This window comes from Streptomyces sp. NPDC048600 (genome assembly GCF_055587025.1).
Genome location: NZ_JBVJGZ010000010.1, coordinates 39,943 through 59,669 on the forward strand (window position 1 = coordinate 39,943; position 19,727 = coordinate 59,669).

The 19,727-nt window shown below is 71.1% G+C and carries 15 protein-coding genes; 7 read left to right on the forward strand and 8 right to left on the reverse strand.

Features of this window, described 5'->3' with window-relative positions:
- Window positions 1-35: 35 nt before the first annotated feature.
- The 3 genes from ACZ6SQ_RS15980 to ACZ6SQ_RS15990 form a co-directional block, all read right to left on the reverse strand.
- Window positions 36-974 carry an N-acetylneuraminate synthase family protein gene (locus tag ACZ6SQ_RS15980; RefSeq protein WP_469561763.1) on the reverse strand — a complete coding sequence of 313 codons (939 nt, stop codon included), beginning with the start codon at window positions 972-974 and terminating at the stop codon, window positions 36-38.
- A 13-nt stretch (window positions 975-987) separates the two neighbouring features.
- Window positions 988-2,226, reverse strand: coding sequence for a cytidylyltransferase domain-containing protein (locus ACZ6SQ_RS15985; RefSeq protein WP_469561766.1), 1,239 nt, complete (start codon window positions 2,224-2,226; stop codon window positions 988-990).
- Window positions 2,227-2,401: 175 nt separating this feature from the next.
- A complete protein-coding gene (locus ACZ6SQ_RS15990) occupies window positions 2,402-3,697 on the reverse strand; it encodes a DUF6716 putative glycosyltransferase (protein WP_469561769.1) in 1,296 nt (431 codons plus the stop codon).
- Between the two features lie 198 nt (window positions 3,698-3,895).
- Between ACZ6SQ_RS15990 and ACZ6SQ_RS15995 the strand changes: the two genes are divergently transcribed.
- The 3 genes from ACZ6SQ_RS15995 (at window position 3,896) to ACZ6SQ_RS16005 (ending at window position 7,284) form a co-directional block, all read left to right on the forward strand.
- Entirely contained in the window at window positions 3,896-4,882 is a 987-nt protein-coding gene (locus ACZ6SQ_RS15995; protein WP_469561772.1) for a glycosyltransferase family 2 protein, read from the forward strand.
- On the forward strand, window positions 4,882-6,210 hold the full coding sequence (locus ACZ6SQ_RS16000) for an alpha-2,8-polysialyltransferase family protein (protein WP_469561775.1): 1,329 nt from the start codon (window positions 4,882-4,884) through the stop codon (window positions 6,208-6,210). The genes ACZ6SQ_RS15995 and ACZ6SQ_RS16000 overlap by 1 nt, the downstream gene beginning before the upstream one ends.
- Window positions 6,211-6,441: 231 nt before the next feature.
- Window positions 6,442-7,284: an FkbM family methyltransferase gene (locus ACZ6SQ_RS16005; RefSeq protein ID WP_469561778.1), complete on the forward strand. Its 843-nt coding sequence runs from the start codon at window positions 6,442-6,444 to the stop codon at window positions 7,282-7,284.
- 69 nt (window positions 7,285-7,353) lie between these two features.
- Here ACZ6SQ_RS16005 and ACZ6SQ_RS16010 read toward each other — a convergent pair whose 3' ends face one another.
- Together ACZ6SQ_RS16010 and ACZ6SQ_RS16015 are read right to left on the reverse strand one after the other, a co-directional pair.
- Window positions 7,354-9,687: a glycosyltransferase gene (locus ACZ6SQ_RS16010; protein WP_469561779.1), complete on the reverse strand. Its 2,334-nt coding sequence runs from the start codon at window positions 9,685-9,687 to the stop codon at window positions 7,354-7,356.
- The gene (locus ACZ6SQ_RS16015; RefSeq protein ID WP_469561782.1) at window positions 9,684-11,189 is read right to left on the reverse strand and encodes a glycosyltransferase family 29 protein; all 1,506 of its coding nucleotides are present in this window, start codon (window positions 11,187-11,189) and stop codon (window positions 9,684-9,686) included. The genes ACZ6SQ_RS16010 and ACZ6SQ_RS16015 overlap by 4 nt, the downstream gene beginning before the upstream one ends.
- 207 nt (window positions 11,190-11,396) lie before the next feature.
- On the opposite strand from ACZ6SQ_RS16015, the gene ACZ6SQ_RS16020 reads away from it, so the two are divergent.
- Window positions 11,397-12,560: an acyltransferase family protein gene (locus tag ACZ6SQ_RS16020; RefSeq protein ID WP_469561785.1), complete on the forward strand. Its 1,164-nt coding sequence runs from the start codon at window positions 11,397-11,399 to the stop codon at window positions 12,558-12,560.
- Between the two features lie 33 nt (window positions 12,561-12,593).
- Here the strand turns inward: ACZ6SQ_RS16020 and ACZ6SQ_RS16025 are convergent, their stop codons facing one another.
- Window positions 12,594-13,286, reverse strand: coding sequence for a TetR/AcrR family transcriptional regulator C-terminal domain-containing protein (locus tag ACZ6SQ_RS16025; protein ID WP_469561788.1), 693 nt, complete (start codon window positions 13,284-13,286; stop codon window positions 12,594-12,596).
- Window positions 13,287-13,389: 103 nt separating this feature from the next.
- Here ACZ6SQ_RS16025 and ACZ6SQ_RS16030 point away from each other — a divergent pair, with 103 nt between their 5' ends.
- Together ACZ6SQ_RS16030 and ACZ6SQ_RS16035 are read left to right on the forward strand one after the other, a co-directional pair.
- Window positions 13,390-14,847, forward strand: a complete 1,458-nt coding sequence (locus ACZ6SQ_RS16030; RefSeq protein WP_469561792.1) for an FAD-dependent monooxygenase — start codon at window positions 13,390-13,392, stop codon at window positions 14,845-14,847.
- Between the two features lie 540 nt (window positions 14,848-15,387).
- Window positions 15,388-16,359, forward strand: a complete 972-nt coding sequence (locus ACZ6SQ_RS16035; RefSeq protein WP_469561794.1) for a class I SAM-dependent methyltransferase — start codon at window positions 15,388-15,390, stop codon at window positions 16,357-16,359.
- Here ACZ6SQ_RS16035 and leuE read toward each other — a convergent pair.
- Window positions 16,300-16,956, reverse strand: coding sequence for a leucine efflux protein LeuE (gene leuE, locus ACZ6SQ_RS16040; protein ID WP_469561796.1), 657 nt, complete (start codon window positions 16,954-16,956; stop codon window positions 16,300-16,302). The two genes, ACZ6SQ_RS16035 and leuE, sit on opposite strands and share 60 nt — an antisense overlap.
- A 69-nt stretch (window positions 16,957-17,025) precedes the next feature.
- Window positions 17,026-18,606 carry an acyl-CoA mutase large subunit family protein gene (locus ACZ6SQ_RS16045; protein ID WP_469561798.1) on the reverse strand — a complete coding sequence of 527 codons (1,581 nt, stop codon included), beginning with the start codon at window positions 18,604-18,606 and terminating at the stop codon, window positions 17,026-17,028.
- A gap of 225 nt (window positions 18,607-18,831) precedes the next feature.
- On the opposite strand from ACZ6SQ_RS16045, the gene ACZ6SQ_RS16050 reads away from it, so the two are divergent.
- Window positions 18,832-19,671, forward strand: a complete 840-nt coding sequence (locus ACZ6SQ_RS16050) for a L,D-transpeptidase family protein (RefSeq protein WP_469561800.1) — start codon at window positions 18,832-18,834, stop codon at window positions 19,669-19,671.
- Window positions 19,672-19,727: the final 56 nt, after the last annotated feature.

Genomic DNA, 19,727 nt, shown 5'->3' on the forward strand with positions numbered 1-19,727 from the left:
CGTAGGAGGATCTTGGTCCGGGTGGATCGGAGTGCTCAGACGGAGACCGGCTCGCCCGCGGCGGCGGCGATCTCCGCCTCGGCGACGACACCGGTGACGCGGCGCAGCTTCTTCATCGGGCCGAGCTCGGAGTCGTAGACCTTCTTGACGCCGTCACCGAGGGACGCCTCGATGGTGCGGATGTCGCGCACGAGGCGGGTGAGGCCCTGCGGCTCGACGGAGGCGGCCTGGTCGGAGCCCCACATGGCGCGGTCCAGGGTGATGTGGCGCTCGACGAAGACGGCGCCGAGGGCGACCGCGGCCAGGGTGGTCTGCAGGCCCGTCTCGTGGCCGGAGTAGCCGATCGGGACGTTCGGGTACTCCTTCTCCAGCGTGTTGATCGCGCGGAGGTTGAGCTCCTCGGCCTTGGCCGGGTAGGTCGAGGTGGCGTGGCACATGACGATGCTGTCGGAGCCCAGGACCTCGACCGCGTGGCGGATCTGGCGGGGGGTCGACATGCCGGTGGAGAGGATGACCGAGCGGCCGGTGGCGCGCAGGGCGCGCAGCAGCTCGTCGTCGGTCAGCGAGGCGGAGGCCACCTTGTGGGCGGGGACGTCGAACTTCTCCAGGAAGGCGACGGCCTCGGTGTCCCACGGGGAGGCGAACCAGTCGATGCCCTTGTCCTTGCAGTACTCGTCGATCTGGCGGTACTCGTCCTCACCGAACTCCACGCGGTGGCGGTAGTCGATGTAGGTCATCCGGCCCCAGGGGGTGTCGCGCTCGATGTCCCACTGGTCGCGCGGGGTGCAGATCTCCGGGGTGCGCTTCTGGAACTTCACGGCGTCGCAGCCGGCCTCGACGGCGGCGTCGATCAGCTTGAAGGCGTTCTCCAGCTCACCGTTGTGGTTGATGCCGATCTCGCCGCAGATGTAGACGGGCTTGCCGGGGCCGACCTCGCGCGTGCCGAAGGTGCGCAGACGGGAGTTGGTGCTCATGTCAGGGGTGTCCTTACTTGGTGGAGGGGTCGAGAGAGTCGAGCGAGGGTCCGAGAATCCAGCCGGCGATCTCTCGGATCGCGCCGTCGCCACCCGCGACGGTGGTGACCGCGCGTGCGGCGCCGCGCACGACGTCGTGGGCGCTCGCGACCGCCACGGGCCAGCCGACGACGGCGAAGCACGGGAGGTCGTTGACGTCGTTTCCGACGTAGAGCACGCGCTCCGGCGCGATGCCCTGCTCCTCGCACCACTGCTTCAGTGCGAGGTCCTTGCGGTCGATGCCGTGCAGCACCGGGAGCTTGAGCTTCCGGGCGCGGGCGGCGACCACAGGGTTCTGTTCCGAGGACAGGATCAGCATCTTCAGCCCGCTCCTGCGCAGGGCGGCGATGCCGAGCCCGTCTCCGCGGTGCACGGAGACGAACTCCCGTCCGTCGGAGTCGATCAGCACCCGGTCATCGGTCTGGGTGCCGTCGAAGTCGAGGACTACGGCGTCGAGGTCGTCGTAGGTGGGAAGGGCGCCGGGGCGGTCCGCGTCGAACAGCGGGGCCAGCGCGCGGGCGCGCGCCAGGTCGTGCGGGTCGTCGATCTCCAGCACGCGGGCGGGGTCGGTGCGGACCGGTTCGGTGCGGCCGAAGAAGCGGTGGTTGTGGGTGCGGAACCCGGCGGCGTCCATGGCGTACGCGGCGCCGGTCTCCAGGTAGTCCTGGGGACGGTCCTGGCGGCGGGGCCGGTAGGACTTGTCGTGGTTGACGCCGACGCCGCCCTCGCTCTCGTCCTCGGCGTCGCGCCAGACGAAGCCGTGGAAGGGGGCGACGGTGACGGCGCTGTCGGCGCCGCCCCGTACGACGGCCCCGGCCACGCCGTCGATGTCCTCGCGGACGACGAAAGGGCTGGTGCACTGCACGAGCAGGACCACGTCGACGGAGGAGCCGTGCAGGGCCTCGTGGGCGTCCATGGCGTGCAGGACGGCCGCCTCGGAGGTGGCGGTGTCCCCGGCGATGGCGGCGGGACGCAGCACGACCTCGGCACCGGCCGAGCGGGCGGCGGCGGCGATGGCCTGGTCGTCGGTGGACACGACCACATCGGTCACGAACCGCGCCGCGACACACTCCCGCACCGCCCGGGCGACCAGCGGAACACCCCCGACAGGCGCGAGGTTCTTGGCGGGCACACCCTTGGACCCACCACGGGCGGGAATCACGGCGAGCACGCGACGCACCGAATCCCCGATGGATGAAGGCGAGTTGGTCATGGACTGCACTCCTTGCGCGGAAGCGCGCCCCCAAGGGGCGCGGGGCTGTGCTGATCAGCGCCGCTGGGCGCGAGGCCGCCTTCTGGGGGCGCGGGGAACTGCGCGACCAGCCACGACGGCGCAGCAGACGAATCACGGCCCGAAGCGACCCCGGCCGAGTCGGCGGAGCGCCCTGTCACAGCTCCCCCATCCGCCGGATGACAGGAGCGACCCGCTGCACGCCGTGGCGATACGCGCCCCGCGCAGCTCGCCGCACGATCTGCCGAACGGCCCCCGGCTCCTTGTCGTGCGCGGGCGCCCCCGGCAGCACCGCCCCGTCGGGCCCCAGGTGATGCCGGGCGAGGATGCCGGGCAGATACCCGGGCGCGCTGGCCGGCGTGTAGTACGGCGTGAGCGGCGCACGCCCTCCCGGCTGCGCGAGCAGCTTGGCGACCCGCTCCCGCGCGGCGTCGAACGCCCCGTCGACGGCGACGCCCTGCCGGGCCACCCACTCCGCGTCCGCCGCCGGCCGGTGCCCGTCGTCGAGCTGCTCCCAGGAGGCGAGGCACCCGGAGCCGACGAAGTGGTGGTTGCCGAGGACCTCACGGACCCCGAGGTCGGTGAGCACCACGGTGGGGATGCCGCGGTGCAGCGACTCCAGCGCGGCCGTCGAGCTGATCGTGACCAGCAGGTCGGTGCGGTCGAGGACCTCGCCCATGTTGCCGTACACCAGGCTGAAGTTGGGCGGCAGATCGAGCTTCTGCGCCAGCTTCTGGTAGGGCAGCTCCTCGATGTGCGTGGTGTGTTCACCCGGCTTGGAGCGCAGCTTGAGCAGCACCTCGCGCTCGGGGTGCAGCCGCGCGTGCCGGACGAGCCGTTCCAGCAGGTACGTCCGGTCCTTGCGGGAGTCCGGGACGGAGGGCTGGGCGGCGAACACCACGGTGTACGGGTCGTGTTCGCCCGCGTAGGGGGCGCCGCCGAGGAACGGCAGGGCCACCTCGGTGACCGAGTCGGCGTCGGCGCCGACCCCTTCGTACACCGCGCGGAACCGCTCGGCGTCCTGCCGGGAGTTGGCGAGGACGAGGTCCGCGCCGTGCCGCAGGAGCAGGCCGTCGGTGAGCTTCTCGTAGACGACGCCGACATAGCCGGTGACGACGACGGGCCGCTCGGGGACGTCCTCCCACACGCGCTTGAGGCCGTGCAGCATGGCCTGGACGCCGCCGCCGACGAGGGAGAGGACGAGGACGTCGTACGCCCCCTCGGCCATGGCGCGCAGGAACTCGACGGCGGTGACCTCGGTGAGGGAGTCGGCGGGCACGCCCACCTCGGCCAGCTGCCGGGCGGTGGGCGTGGCCCGGCCGCGCAGCAGGAAGCCGTCGAGGACGGTTTCACCCGGCGTGATGCGGCGCGCGGTCAGCGCACCCCATTTCCATCGGGTGTCCGAATCCGCGAGCACGGCGATCCGTGTGGGGTTCGTTGAACTAGGTGGCACGTCGAAGACGCTAGGAAGCGATTCCAAGTTATGGGCCAACCACGACTCAACGAAAAGTTAACAGCAGCCCACCGAGAGCCGAACTGGCTCCCGGAAAGGCCGAATGCACTCGTGGTGCACCGTTCCGACACATTGAGTTCACTCCCTGTACGCCCGTCGGCTAGTCACCCACCGGGCCTACCTTCTAGGCTTTCGCGGGTGCCAAAGCTTTCCGTGATTGTGCCGTTCTACAACGTCCAGCAATACGCGCCGGACACGCTCCGAAGTCTTCGTATGAACGCTCGAAGCGACTTCGAATTCGTATTGGTGGACGATCATTCCCAGGACGAGACCCCGGCGATTCTCGAACGGGCGGCCGAGGAACTCTCCGAGGTCGCCCACGTGCGCCACGTCCGCCACGAGGTGAACGGCGGTCTCGCCACCGCCCGCAACACCGGCCTGGACCTGGCGACCGGCGAGTACGTGACGTTCCTTGACGGCGACGACTGGCTGGCCCGCGGCTACCTGTCGGACCTGGTCGACGCCCACGAGCGGCTGGGCTGCGACTTCGTGCGCGTCGACCACGTCCAGGCCACCGCCCGCGCCCGGACCGTGCACCGGGTCCCGGTCGGCCTGCGCGGCGAGGTGCTGGACCCGCGCGCGGCCATCCTGCCCGCCGACCGCTCGACCTCCGTGGACTACGCCTACGCCTGGGCCGGCTGCTACCACCGCCGGCTCGTCGACCGGGGCCTGGTGCACTTCACGGACGGGCTGCGCACCGCCGAGGACCGGCCGTGGATCTGGAAGCTGCACCGCGAGGCCGAGTCCTTCGCCGTGCTCGACCTGTACGGCGTGTTCTACCGGCGCGGAGTCGCCAACTCTCTCACCCAGATCGGTGACGTCCGCCAGCTCGACTTCATCCGCGCCTTCGACCAGGTCGTCGAGGAGACCGCGGCCGACCGGGACGCCGACCGGCTGCTGCCCAAGGCCGTGCGCACCTACTGCGCGATCATCGCCCACCATCTCTCGGAGATCGAGAAGTTCGAGCCGGCCGTCGCCAAGGAGCTGCGCGCGCGCAGCGCGGCCGCCATACAGCGCATGCCGCAGGACGCCCTCGGTGACGTGCTCGACACCATGGATCTCAAACGCTCCACCAAGCTGCGGCGGCTGCGGCGCCGGGCCTCCACTGCGAAGGCGGCTGCCTGATGTCCCGTACCACCCAGATCTTCTGCGTCTCCACGCTGTACGGCGCCGCGACCCTGGTGGCCGCGATCGACTCGGACTGCTTCACGGAGGCGGACCGCCGGGTACTGCTGGTGTTCAACAACGCCGCGTGCCCGGAGACCACGCCCGCGGTGGACGAGATGCCGGGCTTCGAGCATCTGCGCGACCACTTCGACGACGTGCTCTCCTTCAACGAGGCGATCCACCCCTTCCACCCCGGCGCCTGGGCGCCGCGCGCCGACGACCTGCCGCTGTTCGAGCGGTATCTGCGGCTGTTGTGGGGCCTCGGCGACGACCGGGTCGAGCTGGTCGTGGAGTCCATCCAGGTCAACCCCGCGCTCAACCTCGCCCAGATCTTCACCGGGGCACCCGTCGACGTCTACGCCGACGGACTGATGAGCTACGGCCCCACCCGCAACAAGATCGACCCGCTGGTCGGCACCCGCGTACGGCGCCTGCTGCACCTGGACCTGGTGCCCGGGCTGACCCCGCTGCTGCTGACCGAGTTCGGCGTGCCCGCGCAGGTGCTGCCCACGCCCGCCTTCCTGAAGGTGATGGGCTGCCTGGCGGGAGCCTCCGGCGAGCTGCCCGTCCTGCCGGACGACGCGGCGCTGCTGCTCGGCCAGTACCTGTCCGCGCTGAACATCCTCTCCGCGAAGGAGGAGGAGGACCTGCACGTGCGGATGATGCGCGGGGCGGTCCGGCGCGGACACAAGGCCGTCGTGTTCAAGCCCCACCCGACCGCGCCCGCCTCCTACAGCCGCGCCCTGGAGACCGAGGCCGAGAAGCTCGGCGTCACGCTCACGGTCGTCGACACGCCCGTGCTCGCGGAGGTGCTCTTCGAGAAGGCCCGGCCCGCGCTGGTCGTCGGCTGCTTCTCCACCGCCCTGTTCACCGCGTCCGCGTTCTACGGCCTCCCGGTCGCCCGTATCGGCACCGAGCCGCTGCTGGACCGGCTCACGCCGTACCAGAACAGCAACCGGGTCCCGGTGACCCTGGCGGACGCGCTGCTCGCGGACCTCGAGGCGGAGGGCGGGGAGACGCTGCCCAGGGACCAGCTGACCGGGCTGCTCGAGGCGGTCGGCTTCACCATGCAGCCGCAGATCCTGCCGCGTCTGCGCCCGGCGGCGGAGCGGTTCCTCTCCAACCGCCTCGGCCCGCGCACCCAGCGCTACTTCAAGCGCCGCCGGCTGACCACCCTGGGGCTGCCGGGCGGTATCCCGGAGCGGCTGTCCTTCCTGCCGCGCAACTCCACGGCCCGGCGGATGGTGCGGCGGGCGAAGGCGCTGAGGAAGGCCGTACGCCGCTGAGGCGGTTGTGAACCGATGAGCGCGTCGCGGGGCGGCGTCCGGGTCCCGAGGGCCACCGGAACGCCGCCCCGGCCCGGAACGGAAGCGAAGATTAACGGAAGGGAACATCAAAGGAAACTCCGGCTTGCGGCAGAAACAATGGCAGTACGGCCAAGTGACCGCTGACCCACGAGGCGGATTAGCTTTCCGCAAAGCTGCGACATGCCGGGCTCGCGGCTCTACCATCGCGGGATGCGTACTTCCCAGCTCGAAGAGTCCAATGCCCGGACGCTGGCTCACGCACCATCTGTCCGGCCGGTTGCCACGGGCGACATCATCCGCACGCACCGCAAGAAGTTCCCTTACCGGGGCCTCGTGGAGATCGACTCCCCGTACTGTCCGCCGTTCGTCATGTTCTGCGTCAACGACGAGGCGGTCGCCCTGGACACCGTGTGGAACGGGCGGTTCGGCTATGAGCCCGGCAGCCTGTCCACCTGGTCACGGCTGGCCGCGAAGAGCGCGACGATAGCCGACGTCGGCGCGCACGTCGGCTACTTCTCGATGATCGCCGCGCTGGCCAGTCCCAAGGCGAAGGTGCACGCCTTCGAGCCGGTGGACGAGATCCACGCGCGGCTCGCGGTGAACCTGCGGATGAACAACGTCCAGAACGTCAAACGCTTCCAGGCGGGTGTGTCCGCCGAGGCCGGCTGGGCCGAGATCAGCGTCCGTTTCGCGGGGAACCTGCTCTCGACCGGCTCGTCCCTGGAACACGGGGCGGACGACGCCCAGTTGAAGCGGATCCAGCTGCTGGCCCTGGACGACGTCTTCGCCGGCACCAAGCTCGATCTGATCAAGATCGATGTGGAGGGCCACGAGATGTCGGTCCTCAAGGGCGCGCGCCAGGTGCTCAAGCGGGACCGCCCGACGGTGATGCTGGAGGCCCTGGCGGGCGCCCCGCTGGACCCGTTGCTCGCCGAGTTCGAGCCGCTGGGCTACGACGCCCACTGGGTGGCCGAGGCCGACGGCGAACTGGTCCCGTCGTACGCCCCCCGCCCGCGCGCGACGCGCAACCTTCTGTTCACGCCCCACGCGTGAGCGTCCGGTCCCGCAACTCCTGACACATGGGTGAGCCCCCGCACGGCCGTGCGGGGGCTCACCCATGTGTCAACCGCCCAGGATCACGCGGAGGTCGGCCGCGTTCGCCTCGGTGATCTTCCAGAGTTCCTGCTGGCGCCCGTGCACGTCCGCCACGGTCCTCGCGTGGTCGGCGAGCAGGTCCCTCGCCCGCTCCAACAGCCGGGCGGCCAGGTCGCGGTCGTGGACCGACACGCCCCACTCGGGGCGCTCGATGTCGGCGAGGAAGTACGCCATCTTCGGGTGCGAGATCAGGCTGATGATCGGTGTGCCGCAGCCGAACGGGATCATGCCCGCGTGGCCGCGCATGCCGATGACCAGCTTGGTGCGGGCGTACAGGGCGCGGATGTCGTCGTTCTCGAAGTCGTACATCGGGACGACCGGCAGCGACAGCCCGTGCTCGCGGCGCAGGTCGAAGGCGAGCTTCTCGTCGTCGAGGGAGTGCGCCACGATCCGCACCTCGGCGAGCGAGCCGAGGTCCTTCACGGCGCGGGCCATCTGGGCCAGGAAGTAGCCGTAGTCGTGGCCGAAGCGCAGACCCGCGCGGTCGTAGGCGCCGTTGATCAGGATGGTGTCGTCGCGCGTGGCCGGGTCCTGCCAGTCCGCCACCAGCTGGCGGGTGACGGTCGTCGGACAGGGCTGGAAGCGGACCTTGTCGTGCAGGTGCTCCGGGATCATCGCGCGGACCTTGGCGATGGAACCGTGGTTGCGCAGGCCGAAGAAGGAGGACTTCTCCACCAGCAGGCGCAGCGACTCACGGAAGCGCTGGGCGCGGTAGGACTGCCCGTCGAACGCGTTGAAGCCGACCGCGTACACCGCGATGGGCACGTCGACGCGCTCCAGGAGCTCGTCCGGGACGTTCCACTGCCAGGCGCTGTTGCCGTTGGGCATGGTGTCCGGGATGAACAGGCCGCCGCCGCCGATGACCATGCCGCGACGGGCGTTGACCCGCTCCAGGGCGGTCTCGTCGAACAGGCGGTGGGCGTGCACCGAGTGCCAGCGGCGGGCGCTGAAGTCCTCGTCGAAGGCGAGCCGGACACTCTCGGGGAGCAGTTTGTCGCCCGCGTTGCCCTGCCGGTCCATGTAGAAGGCGACGTGGGCGAGCTGCTGTCCGGGGCTGCCCTGCTGCTGGACGGGGACGCCGACGGACCGCTGGTGCCAGATGCGGGCGGCGCGGTGCGTGGGGTCGACCGTGATGCCCTGGAGGGCGTACTTGTGGGCGGCGGTGTCCTCGCCGTGCACCCAGGAGATCTGGGCGAGGCGGGCGAAGGCGGTGGCGGCGCGGTTGGGCGCGGAGGTGGCCAGCAGCAGCTGGGCGCGGGCCTCGTCGTAGCGGGAGACGCTCATCAGGGCGTGCCCGTAGACCTCGTGCGGCCAGGCCTCGTCCACGGGGATGTGGACGCGCTCCATGATGTCGACGGCCGACTGGTAGTCGCCGGAGCCGATGTGCGCGAGGGCGACCTTGCGGGCGGTGTCGACGTCGCCGGTGCGCTCCACGTGCGGGGTGCCGAAGTGGACCACCAGGTCGCGGTGGAGGGTGCCGCCGCGGGAGAGGAAGGCGGACTGGAGGGCCGCGTCGCCCAGGTCGAACTCGGCCCACCGCTCCTGGGCCTGGGTGTAGCCGGCCTCGCCGCCCTGCCAGGGCTTGTGGCGGCCGGTGAAGTGCAGGATCGCGGTGTCGTCGGGGACCGGGAGGTCGCCGGACAGCCGCCGCTTGACGAAGTTGTACCTGGGGTCCAGGCGCACGAAGTCGCCATCCAGGACGGCGTTGAGGATGCCCTGGTCGTGCTTGTCGAGCTCGTAGGAGCCCTCGCGGCCGACCTTGTCGATCTTCGCGTAGAAGGCGTCGCTGAGGTACTCCTTCTGGATGACCAGCAGGCCGCTGTTGAGCTTGTGCTGGCCGTAGAAGAACTGCGGTACGGCGGCCAGGCCCTCGCGCAGGGAGAGCAGTTCCGCGAGCGAGCCGAGGACGACCATGTCGGTGTCCAGGGTGATCACGGTGTCGTAGTCGCGGATCTTGAAGACGTCGAGGATGAAGTACGCCTTGCGGACCAGGTAGTTGTCCTGGTCGCCCTTGGCGTAGGTGTCGTAGTGGTCGGCGTCGACGCGACGGAAGTCGACCCGCGGGTGCAGGGCGCGGATCTTCGCGATCGAGGAGGGCTTGAGGTCGTCGTGCAGGACGACGAAGTCCTCGCACACGCCCGGGTTGGACAGGGCGAGGGAGCGCAGCAGGACGAGGAAGCCCGGCAGGTAGTTCTCGTCGACGAAGCTGGCGAAGGCGATGCGGCGCTTGCCGGTGAGCGCGCGGGCGTCGGTGGCCGGGGCCGCGGAGCTCGGCGCGGCGGATATGTGGGTCGCGGTCATCGCAGGGAGATCCTCATGCCGGAGACGCTCTGGGCCCGTTCCATGACCCACGCCTTCTCGCTGGTGTATTCGTGCACGGACGTGATGGGCATCTTCATGGCGGCGTCGATGCGGTAGGCACCGGACTCGTAGAAGTCGAAGCCGATGAGGTCCAGGGTGGGGCTGACGTCGAGGAAGTCGAGCAGCCACAGCATGTTGAAGCCGCTGGTCGGGATCGAGGGCCAGACGTCGGCCCCGAGCTTGCCGATGTTGCGCAGGGGCCAGCGCAGCGTCTCGTCGCCGAGGTAGGTCTGGGCGCCGGGCACCAGCCGGGTGCGCAGGGAGTACTTCCAGTCGCCGGAGATCCCGCCGAAGACCAGGCGGGTGTCGACCTTCTTGTCCCAGTTGAAGCCGTGCTTGTGGATGGTGACGTGGATGTCGGTGCGTCTGCCGGTGTGCGCGGCGTCGATCTTGTACGAGTTGAAGCGCACGACCAGGTCGTAGGCGTCGATCTCGGCGCCCAGCGAAGAGGTGCCCACCTTGCCGGAGTTGGCGATCAGGGCGATGGACTTCCCGGCGATCCGGTTGCGGAACTCACCGAGGGTCAGCCAGTTGACGCCGCCGTAGGTCGGGTCGGGCACGGGACCGCGCATGCGGTTGCGGCGCTGCTCGGCGAACAGGGCTATGAGTTCTATGTGCTGGGCGTCGGGGCGGACCTGGGCGCCGGTGGCGAGGTCCAGGTAGTGGCCGAGGGCCTCCTGGAAGTCCTGCTCGGGCGCCTCGGCGCGGTCCATGGCGAGGAGCGCTCCCACCAGACGGGCCCGTGCGGTGTCCCAGTCGCCCTCGGCGTGCGCGGCGAGGCCGTCGGCCCAGGTGCCGGTGGCGGGCCCGTCGCCGAACCCGGCCGCGGCCGGGACGGTCGTGCGCAGCAGGGCGAGCATCTCGCGGCGCCGGTCCTGGGCGACGCGCAGGCCGGCGGTCTTCGCGCGGACCCCGAAGCCGTCGTCGTCGGTGAGCGCCAGATAGCGGTCGAAGGCCTCGACGGCGGCCTCCGGGCGGCCCGCCGCCTCCAGCAGCCGGCCGCGCAGCCGCCAGCCGGCCCGGGAGTTCTTGCGCAGGGTCAGGACGGTGTCGCTGATGAGCAGGGTGAGGTTCAGCTCGTCGTCGTAACCGCAGTCGAGCGCCTTGTTGCCGACGGCCAGCAGGGCGTCCAGCAGGTCGTTGCCGATGGCGGGGCTCATGGTCCGGGTGCCGCGGCGCAACAGGCCGCCCGCACCGGCCGGGGCCGGTTCGGACTGCTCCTGGGCGGCCCACAGGGCGAGCAGCTTGCGCAGCTGTTCGGCCAGGGCGGTGCGGCGGGGGTCGAGACTGCCGACGAGCTTGCCGCTGTGCGCGGCGCACGCGCGCAGGCAGTCGTCCAGCTCGGCCGGGGTGACCTGTGCGGTCGGCGGGCCGGCGTCCGTGGGCGCGGATGCCGGGTCCCCGGACCGGGGACGTGACCATCGGCTGCGAACCCTCGTCATGGTGCTCCTGCTCTGGGATGAGGCGTAGAAGGCAAAGAAGTTGCCAAAGCATGCGTGAAGGTCGGAGAACAGTAAGAAACCAATGCGACGTGGAGGTGAACCGATCAGGACCGTCAGGCAAATCGTGCTTCCCTCGAACGGAATTCCGTGGAATGACATCTAGGGTTGGCCCGTTGACACTTCCGGAGACTGACGAGGATTGGCTCCATGACCGAAACGGTCGTCGGCACTCCGGCGCCCCAGCCCGTCACGACCGCACCCGGGAAAGCCCTCGGCAACGCACCGGCACGGGCCGGGAATTCCGGCGGACGGCTGCGCGCCCTCGACGGACTGCGGCTGCTCGCCGCGCTGATGGTCGCCCTTTATCACTACGGCGGCCGCGGCGGCGAGATCAGCGAGGCGTGGGGCTCCTCGGCGAAGACGCAGTTCCCGACGCTGCACTCGTGGTTCGCCTACGGCTGCCTCGGTGTCCAGATCTTCTTCGTCATCAGCGGTTTCGTGATCTGCATGAGCGGCTGGGGCCGCCCGTTGCGCTCGTTCTTCGCCTCCCGTGTCTCCCGGCTGATGCCCTCGTACTGGGTGGCCGTCGTCCTGGTCACGGCGGTCTTCGCGCTGCCGGTGGTGGCGTACGAGGCGGTCTCCCCCAGTGACGCCCTGCTGAATCTGACGCTGCTGCAGCAGCCGCTGGGCGCCGACCGGGTGCTCGGTGTGTGCTGGACGCTGTGGGTGGAGGTCCGCTTCTACGCGCTGTTCGCCCTGTGCGTCGTGCTGCCGGGGGCGAGCCGGCGCCGGGTGGTGCTGTTCTGCGTGGTGTGGACGATGGCCGCCGCGATCGCCGACGCGGCGGACCAGCCGCTGCTGGACCTGGTCCTGATGCCGGAGTACGCGCCCTTCTTCATCGGCGGCATCGGCATCTACCTGCTGTACCGCGACCGCCGGGACGTCACCGCCTGGGGCATCGTGGCGATCAGCTGGCTGACCGGGCAGCACTACGCGGTCGCCGAGCTGTGGCACCCGCCGGGGCCGGGCCACTTCTCCTACCGCTCCGCCTACGTGATCATCGCGATCGTCACCTTCGGCTTCGTCGCGGTGCTCGCGGTGGCGCTGGGCTGGCTGCGCCGGGCCGACTGGCGCCGGCTGACGGTCGCGGGCGCGCTGACGTACCCGTTCTACCTGGTGCACGAGCATCTGGGCTGGGTCGCCGTGGAGTACTTCCACCGGCACCTGGGGCTGCCGTCCTACGCCACGCTGGCCGCAACCCTGGCCTGCATGCTGTTCCTGGCCTGGCTGTTCAACCGGTTCGTGGAGCGGCGGGCGACGCCGTTGCTGCGGGACGCGTTGTCGCGGGAGGTGCCGGACAGGGTGCGCTGAGCCCGGGCCTGCCCGGTATTTCCGCCGCGGGTCTCAGGCCCCGGGCCTCCTGTCCCCCACGTCTCGGGCCCCGGCGTCCGGCAGCAGTGTCGCCTCGACGCCCGCGATGACCGCGCGCAGTCCGGCCGCGAAGCCCGCGTCGCGTTCCTGGAACATCTCCCGGCCCGCCTCGGCGGCCAGCGGCTGTCCGGCCAGCCGTTCGGAGCGGGCCCGGAGGTCGTAGCCCCCGGCGCCGGTGACCGGGTCGGGGCCCATCGCCTGCTCCTCGATGACATACCCGATGGTGTAGCTGTACGCCGTGAACCAGGCGCGCGCGGCCGCCTGCGGCCCGAAGCCCGCCCGGTTCAGCATGCGCAGATTGGCCTCCATCGGCTCGGCGTAGGACATGTCGGTGAAGTGCGTGCCGGCATAGACCTTGGCGCCGTCGCGGTAGCGCAGCAGATGCTCACGCAGGCCGCTCATCAGGCGGAAGAACGTCTCGCGCCAGTCCGGGGTGTCGGGGTCCGCGACGAAGTCGGCCGCCATCCGGCGCAGCATCTCGGTGGCCATCTCGTCCAGCAGTGCCTGCTTGTCCTTGAAGTGCCAGTACAGGGCGGGCGCCTTGACGTCCAGTTCCCTGGCGATGGCGCGCAGGGTCAGCCCTTCCAGGCCGACCTCGTTCAGCAGCTTCAGGGCGGTGTCCGCGACGCGCACGCGGTCCAGCGGTGCCCGGCGTTCCGTACTCACGATCGACAACCTATCGGGTCCGCCGGTCCCGCCCTTGACTCCTTAACGCTGTTAAGTGCATCCTCGTGACCACGGGTACTTAACAGCGTTAAGGGGGAAGATCATGACTGTACGAACTGATGTTCTGATCGTGGGTGCCGGCCCGACCGGGCTGGCCCTCGGCATCGACCTCGCCCGGCGCGGGGTGGACGCGCTCGTGGTGGAGAAGGCCGACGGGCTGTTCCCGGGCTCGCGCGGCAAGGGCATCCAGCCCCGGACGATGGAGGTCCTCGACGACCTCGGGGTGCTGGAGGCGATCCGCGCGGCCGGTCAGGACTACCCGGTCGGGATGATCTGGCAGGACGGCCGGCAGGTCGGCGAGCACCGGATGATCGATCCGGCGGAGGACGGCGAGGGCGGCGCGGCCGGTGCGGGACCCTGGATGGTGCCGCAGTGGCGCACCCAGGAGATCCTGTTCGACCGGCTGACGGAGCTGGGCGGCCGGGTCGTGTTCGGGCGCGAGGCGGCCGGTCTCGACCAGGACGAGGACGGCGTGACCGTGCGCTTCGCCTCCGGCGAGCCGGTGCGGGCGCGGTACGCCGTCGGCGCCGACGGGGGCCGCTCGGTGCTGCGCCGGGCGCTCGGCGTCGGGATGACCGGGGAGACCGTCGACCCGCAGCCGATGCTGGTGGCCGACGTGCGGATCAACGGGCTCGGGCGGGACTTCTGGCATGTCTTCCCGCCCGGCGGGAACGGCGGCTTCCTGGCGATCTGCCCGCTGCCGGGCACGGAGGACTTCCAGCTCATCGCCCAGCTGCCCGAGGACGCCACCGCCGACCTCACGCCGGAGGGCGTCCGCAAGCTCGTCGCGTCCCGCTCGCATCTCACGCCCGAGGACGTGACCGAGGTGCGCTGGGCTTCCGACTTCCGGCCGCGGGCGGCGCTCGCCGACCGGTTCCGGGTCGGCCGGGTCTTCCTGGCGGGCGACGCCGCGCACATCCACTCACCGGCCGGCGGACAGGGCCTCAACACCAGCGTCCAGGACGCGTACAACCTGGGCTGGAAGCTGGGCGCGGTGCTGCGCGAGGGGGCGCCGGCCGGGCTGCTCGACACGTACGAGTCCGAACGCCGACCGGTCGCGGCCGGCATGCTCGACCTCTCCACCCGGGTCCACCGCGGCGAGACCCGGCGTGGCGCCGCCACCAGTCAGCTCGGGCTCGGCTATCCGGACTCGGCGCTCAGCGAGGACGTGCGGCGGGGGGCGGGGGGCACGGTCCGTGTGGGTTACCGGGCGCCGGACGGTCACCTGGTCGGTGACTCGGGCGGTGACTCGGGCGGTGACTTGGGCGGGGGCCGGCTTTTCGACGCGTTTCGGGGGCCGGGGTGGACGCTGGTCGTCGTCGGCGCGGACGCGGGCGCCGTGCTGCCGTCGCTCGATGTTCCGGTCGTGCGGACCGGGGTCGACTCCGCCTATGGCCCCGGCGTCTTCCTCGTCCGTCCCGACGGGTACGTCGGCTGGGCGGGGGAAAGTGCGGACGGGCTTGTGGATTATGCGCGGCGGGTGGGGGTGGCTGGGCGGTGAGGCTCCGCGGGGGTGGGGTGGGCCGGGTCTCGTGGGGCGGGCGGGTGTTCGTGGCGGGGTGACTGTCCGTCGTGGCTGGTCGCGCAGTTCCCCGCGCCCCTTGAGGGGGGTGAAGCTCGCGGCGCTTCGAAGTGCCGTGTGTGCGTGGGCGGATGGCTCGCGCGTCGTGGCTGGTCGCGCAGTTCCCCGCGCGCCTTGAGGGGGGTGGACCTCGCGGCGCTTCGAAGTGCCGTGTGTGCGCGTGGGCGGGTGGCTCGTGCGTCGTGGCTGGTCGCGCAGTTCCCCGCGCCCCTTCAGGGGGGGGTGGACCTCGCGGCGCTTCGAAGTGCGGGGGCATGGTCGGGCGCGCAGTTACCCGCGCCCCTTCAGGGGAGTGACCCGGGTGGACGGCTTGTGGTGCGGGGGGTGGGGGGTGGGGTGAGACTGGGGTGGGTCGGGGCGGGTTCACGCGTCGTTCAGCCGCGCCGGCGTTTGGCTCGCTCCCCCGGGGAAGGCGCCGGGAGCGAAGACCTCGTCCCCGTGCAAGGAGTGCCCGATCCCATGACCGCCGCACACACCACCACCGCCCGGCCGACGAGGCTCGACGACGTCCCCGGCTGGTTCCCCGTCCTCGACCAGGTCCTGTTCGACTGGTTCCTGGACCGCCAGGAGGCCGCCGGTATGTCCGGTGACCTGCTGGAGGTCGGGGTCTACATGGGCAAGAGCGCGATCTTCCTCGGCCGGCACCGCCGCGAGGGCGAGCGGTACACGGTCTGCGACCTGTTCGGCGGCGAGGCCCCGGACACCGCCAACCGCGCCGAGTCGGCCAAGTCGTACGGCAGCCTCACCCGGCGGGCGTTCGAGGACAACTACCGCGCCTTCCACCGGGAGCTCCCGCGCGTGCTGCACGGCCCCAGCTCCCTGGTGCCCGCCGAGGTGCGCCCCCGCTCCTGCCGGTTCGTGCACGTCGACGCCTCGCATCTGTACGAGCACGTGTACGCCGACATCGGCGCCGCCCGCGAGGTCCTGCTGCCGGACGGCGTGGTCGTGCTGGACGACTTCCGCTCCGAGCACACCCCGGGCGTCTCGGTCGCCGCCTGGGAGGCCGTGCTCAACCGGGGCCTGCGCCCGATCTGCCTGAGCACACAGAAGCTCTACGGCACCTGGGGCGACCCCGAGGCCGTGCAGGAGGAACTGCTGGTGATGGCGCGCTCGCGCGAGGACTGCCGGCTCGGCGTCCAGGAGGCGGCGGGCCACCGGCTGATCAGGCTGAAGTCCGACAAGGCCATGCGCGCCCCGGACTTCCCGCTCTCCCGGTACGCCGACCGTGCCCCGCTCACCGTCGTACCGGCGGAGGCCCCGCCCACCCGCTCCCGTCCGCCGCACGGGCGGCCCGCGGGGCAGCCCGCCCGGCGCCGCAGCCGCACCCGGCGGATCGCGGCCGACCTGCTGCCGCCCGTGGTGACCCGGGCGCTACGCGCCGGCGAGCGACAGCTTCACCGCAAAGCCCAGGAACAGCGCGCCGGCCGCTGACGTGGCCCCGGCCGCGAGCCGCCTGCGGCGGCGGAAGGTGTCGGCCAGCCGGGTGCCGCCGAATATCAGCAGCGACAGATAGAGGAAGCTCGCCGTCTGGAGCAGCGCGCCCAGGACGACGAAGGAGAGCGCCGGGTAGGCGTAGTGCGGGTCGACGAACTGCACGAAGAACGAGATCAGGAACAGGATCGCCTTCGGGTTGAGCAGCGAGACCACCAGCGCCCGCCGGTAGGGGTGCTCCTCGGACGCCTCCACGGACGCTACGGCGGCCTCCACCAGGGGCCGCTCGCCGCGCGCCTTCCACATGGCCCACGCCGAGCGCAGCATGCCGTACGCCATCCAGGCCAGATACGCGGCACCGGCGTACTTCACGACCATGAACAGCAGCGGGGTGGTGCTGAGCACGGAGGCCGCGCCGAGCGCCGCCAGCGTCATCAGGACCGCGTCACCGGTGAAGACACCGGCCGCGGCCGCATAGCCGGTGCGCACGCCCTTGCGGGCCGCGACGGAGAGCACGTAGAGGGAGTTGGGGCCGGGCAGCAGGACGATCAGGACGAGGCCTGCCAGATAGGTGGGGAGATCGATGACGCCGAACATGAGAGGGAGTGTCGCACGCGGGTCCGACACTCCCCCGGCCTGTCCGCCTGCCGGTCGTCCGCCCGCCGGTCAGAAGGTGTCCGAGGGCACGTACGTGCCCCACACCTCGCGCAGGGCGTTGCAGACCTCGCCGACGGTGGCCCGGGCCTTGAGGGCGTCCTTCATCGGGTAGAGGACGTTGTCCTCGCCCTCGGCGGCCTTCTGGAGGGCCTGGAGCGCGGCGTCCACGGCGGCCTGGTCACGCCCGGCGCGCAGGGCGGCGAGGCGCTTGGCCTGCCGGGCCTCGATGGCCGGGTCGACGCGCAGCGGCTCGTAGGGCTCCTCCTCGTCGAGCCGGAACCGGTTGACGCCGACCACGACCCGCTCGCCGGAGTCCGTCTCCTGCGCGATCCGGTAGGCGTTGCGCTCGATCTCGCCCTTCTGGAAGCCGTGCTCGATGGCGGCGACCGCGCCGCCCAGGTCCGCCACCTTCCGCATCAGCTCCAGCGCGGCCGTCTCGACCTCGTCGGTCATCCGCTCGACGACGTAGGACCCGGCGAAGGGGTCGACGGTGGTGGTGACGTCGGTCTCGTAGGCCAGGACCTGCTGGGTGCGCAGCGCCAGGCGGGCGGACTTGTCGGTGGGCAGGGCGATGGCCTCGTCGAAGGAGTTGGTGTGCAGCGACTGCGTGCCGCCCAGCACCGCCGCCAGGCCCTGGACCGCGACCCGGACCAGGTTCACCTCCGGCTGCTGCGCGGTCAGCTGCACCCCCGCGGTCTGGGTGTGGAAGCGCAGCATCATCGACCTGGGGTCCTGCGCGCCGAACTCGTCCCTCATCACCCGGGCCCAGATCCGGCGCGCGGCACGGAACTTGGCGACCTCCTCCAGGATCGTCGTACGGGCGACGAAGAAGAAGGACAGCCGGGGCGCGAAGTCGTCGACGTCCATGCCGGCGGCGACGGCGGTGCGGACGTACTCGATGCCGTCGGCGAGGGTGAAGGCGATCTCCTGCGCGGGCGAGGCACCCGCCTCGGCCATGTGGTAGCCGGAGATCGAGATGGTGTTCCACTTCGGGATCTCGGCCCGGCAGTACTTGAAGATGTCGGCGATCAGCCGCAGCGAGGGCTTGGGCGGGAAGATGTACGTCCCGCGGGCGATGTACTCCTTCAGCACGTCGTTCTGGATCGTGCCGGTGAGCCGGTCCGCGCCCACCCCCTGTTCCTCCGCCACCAGTTGGTACAGCAGCAGGAGCAGCGCGGCCGGGGCGTTGATGGTCATCGAGGTGGAGACCTTGTCCAGCGGGATCCCGTCGAACAGCACCCGCATGTCGTCCACGGAGTCGATCGCCACGCCCACCTTGCCGACCTCGCCGTGCGCGATCGGCGCGTCGGAGTCGTGGCCCATCTGGGTCGGCAGGTCGAAGGCCACCGACAGGCCCGTCGTGCCGTTGGCGATCAGCTGCTGGTAGCGGGCGTTGGACTCGGTGGCCGTGCCGAACCCCGCGTACTGACGCATCGTCCAGGGGCGGCCGGTGTACATCGACGGGTACACGCCCCGCGTGAACGGGTACGCGCCCGGCTCGCCCAGCTTCCCGGCCGGGTCCCAGCCCTCCAGCGCCTGCGGCCCGTACACCGGCTCGATGGGCAGCCCGGACTCCGACTCGCGTGCCATGGTGTGCCTCCGCGTCGCTTCGTTGGACCTAGGGGCTGTCGTTCGGATCATGCCGACGCCGCGGGGTCTGGGAGCCGGCCGACTGGTGCTCTTCCTTTCACGGCCGACCTGATCCGAACGACAGCCCCTACCTCACAACGATGCGGCCTCGTTCGCAACCAGTCACGCGGGGGGAGACATCTCATGGGACACGAGTGCCGAACGGCGGAACGACGGGGGTAGGACATGCGCGGTCCTGGAGCAGGGAGAGCGGTCGCCGCGGCGGCCGCGCTGGCGGTGCTGAGCGGGTGCACCGCGGGGGCCGCGGGCCAGGACGGGAACCGGTCACCGGTACGGGTGGAGGTCACCCGGACGCAGCCCGCCGCGCCGTCCGGGCAGGGCGCCGCGGACGGCAAGCCCGGCGCCGGGCCGACGAAGGCGAAGCCGAGCCCTCCGAAGGTGCTCTGGTCGCGCGGCGACGACGGGCGGGACGTCCGCGAACTCCAGGCCCGGCTGCGCCAGGTCGCCTGGCTCTTCGACGGTCCCACGGGCACCTACGACGAGCGCACCGAGGAGGCCGTGAAGGGCTTCCAGGGCAAGCGCGGACTGCCGCGCACGGGGCGGACCGACACCGTCACCTGGCAGCGGCTGCTCGGCATGACCCGTGAACCCGGGCGGTGGGAGCTGTATCTGATGGGCGGCCAGCCCGCCGACGCGCCCGACGCACGCTGTATGACCGGCCGGGTGCTGTGCATCAGCAAGGAGAGCCGCACCCTGCGCTGGATGATCGACGGGCGGACCCTGCGCACGGTCCCCGTCCGGTTCGGCTCGCAGTACACCCCCACCCGGGAAGGCACGTTCAGGGTCTACTGGAAGTCCCGGCACCATGTGTCCACGCTCTACGACTCGCCGATGCCGTACGCCATGTTCTTCAGCGGCGGCCAGGCGGTGCACTACTCGGCCGACTTCGCGGCCCGGGGCTACGCGGGGGCCTCGCACGGCTGTGTGAACGTGCGGGACGAGGCGGCGATCGCGGATCTCTTCGCGCAGGTGCGCGGCGGCGACAAGGTGGTTGTGCACTGGTGAGGACGTGTGGGGCGCGGGTGGGACCGGGGGAACGTGTCCCACCCGCGCCGATTGCA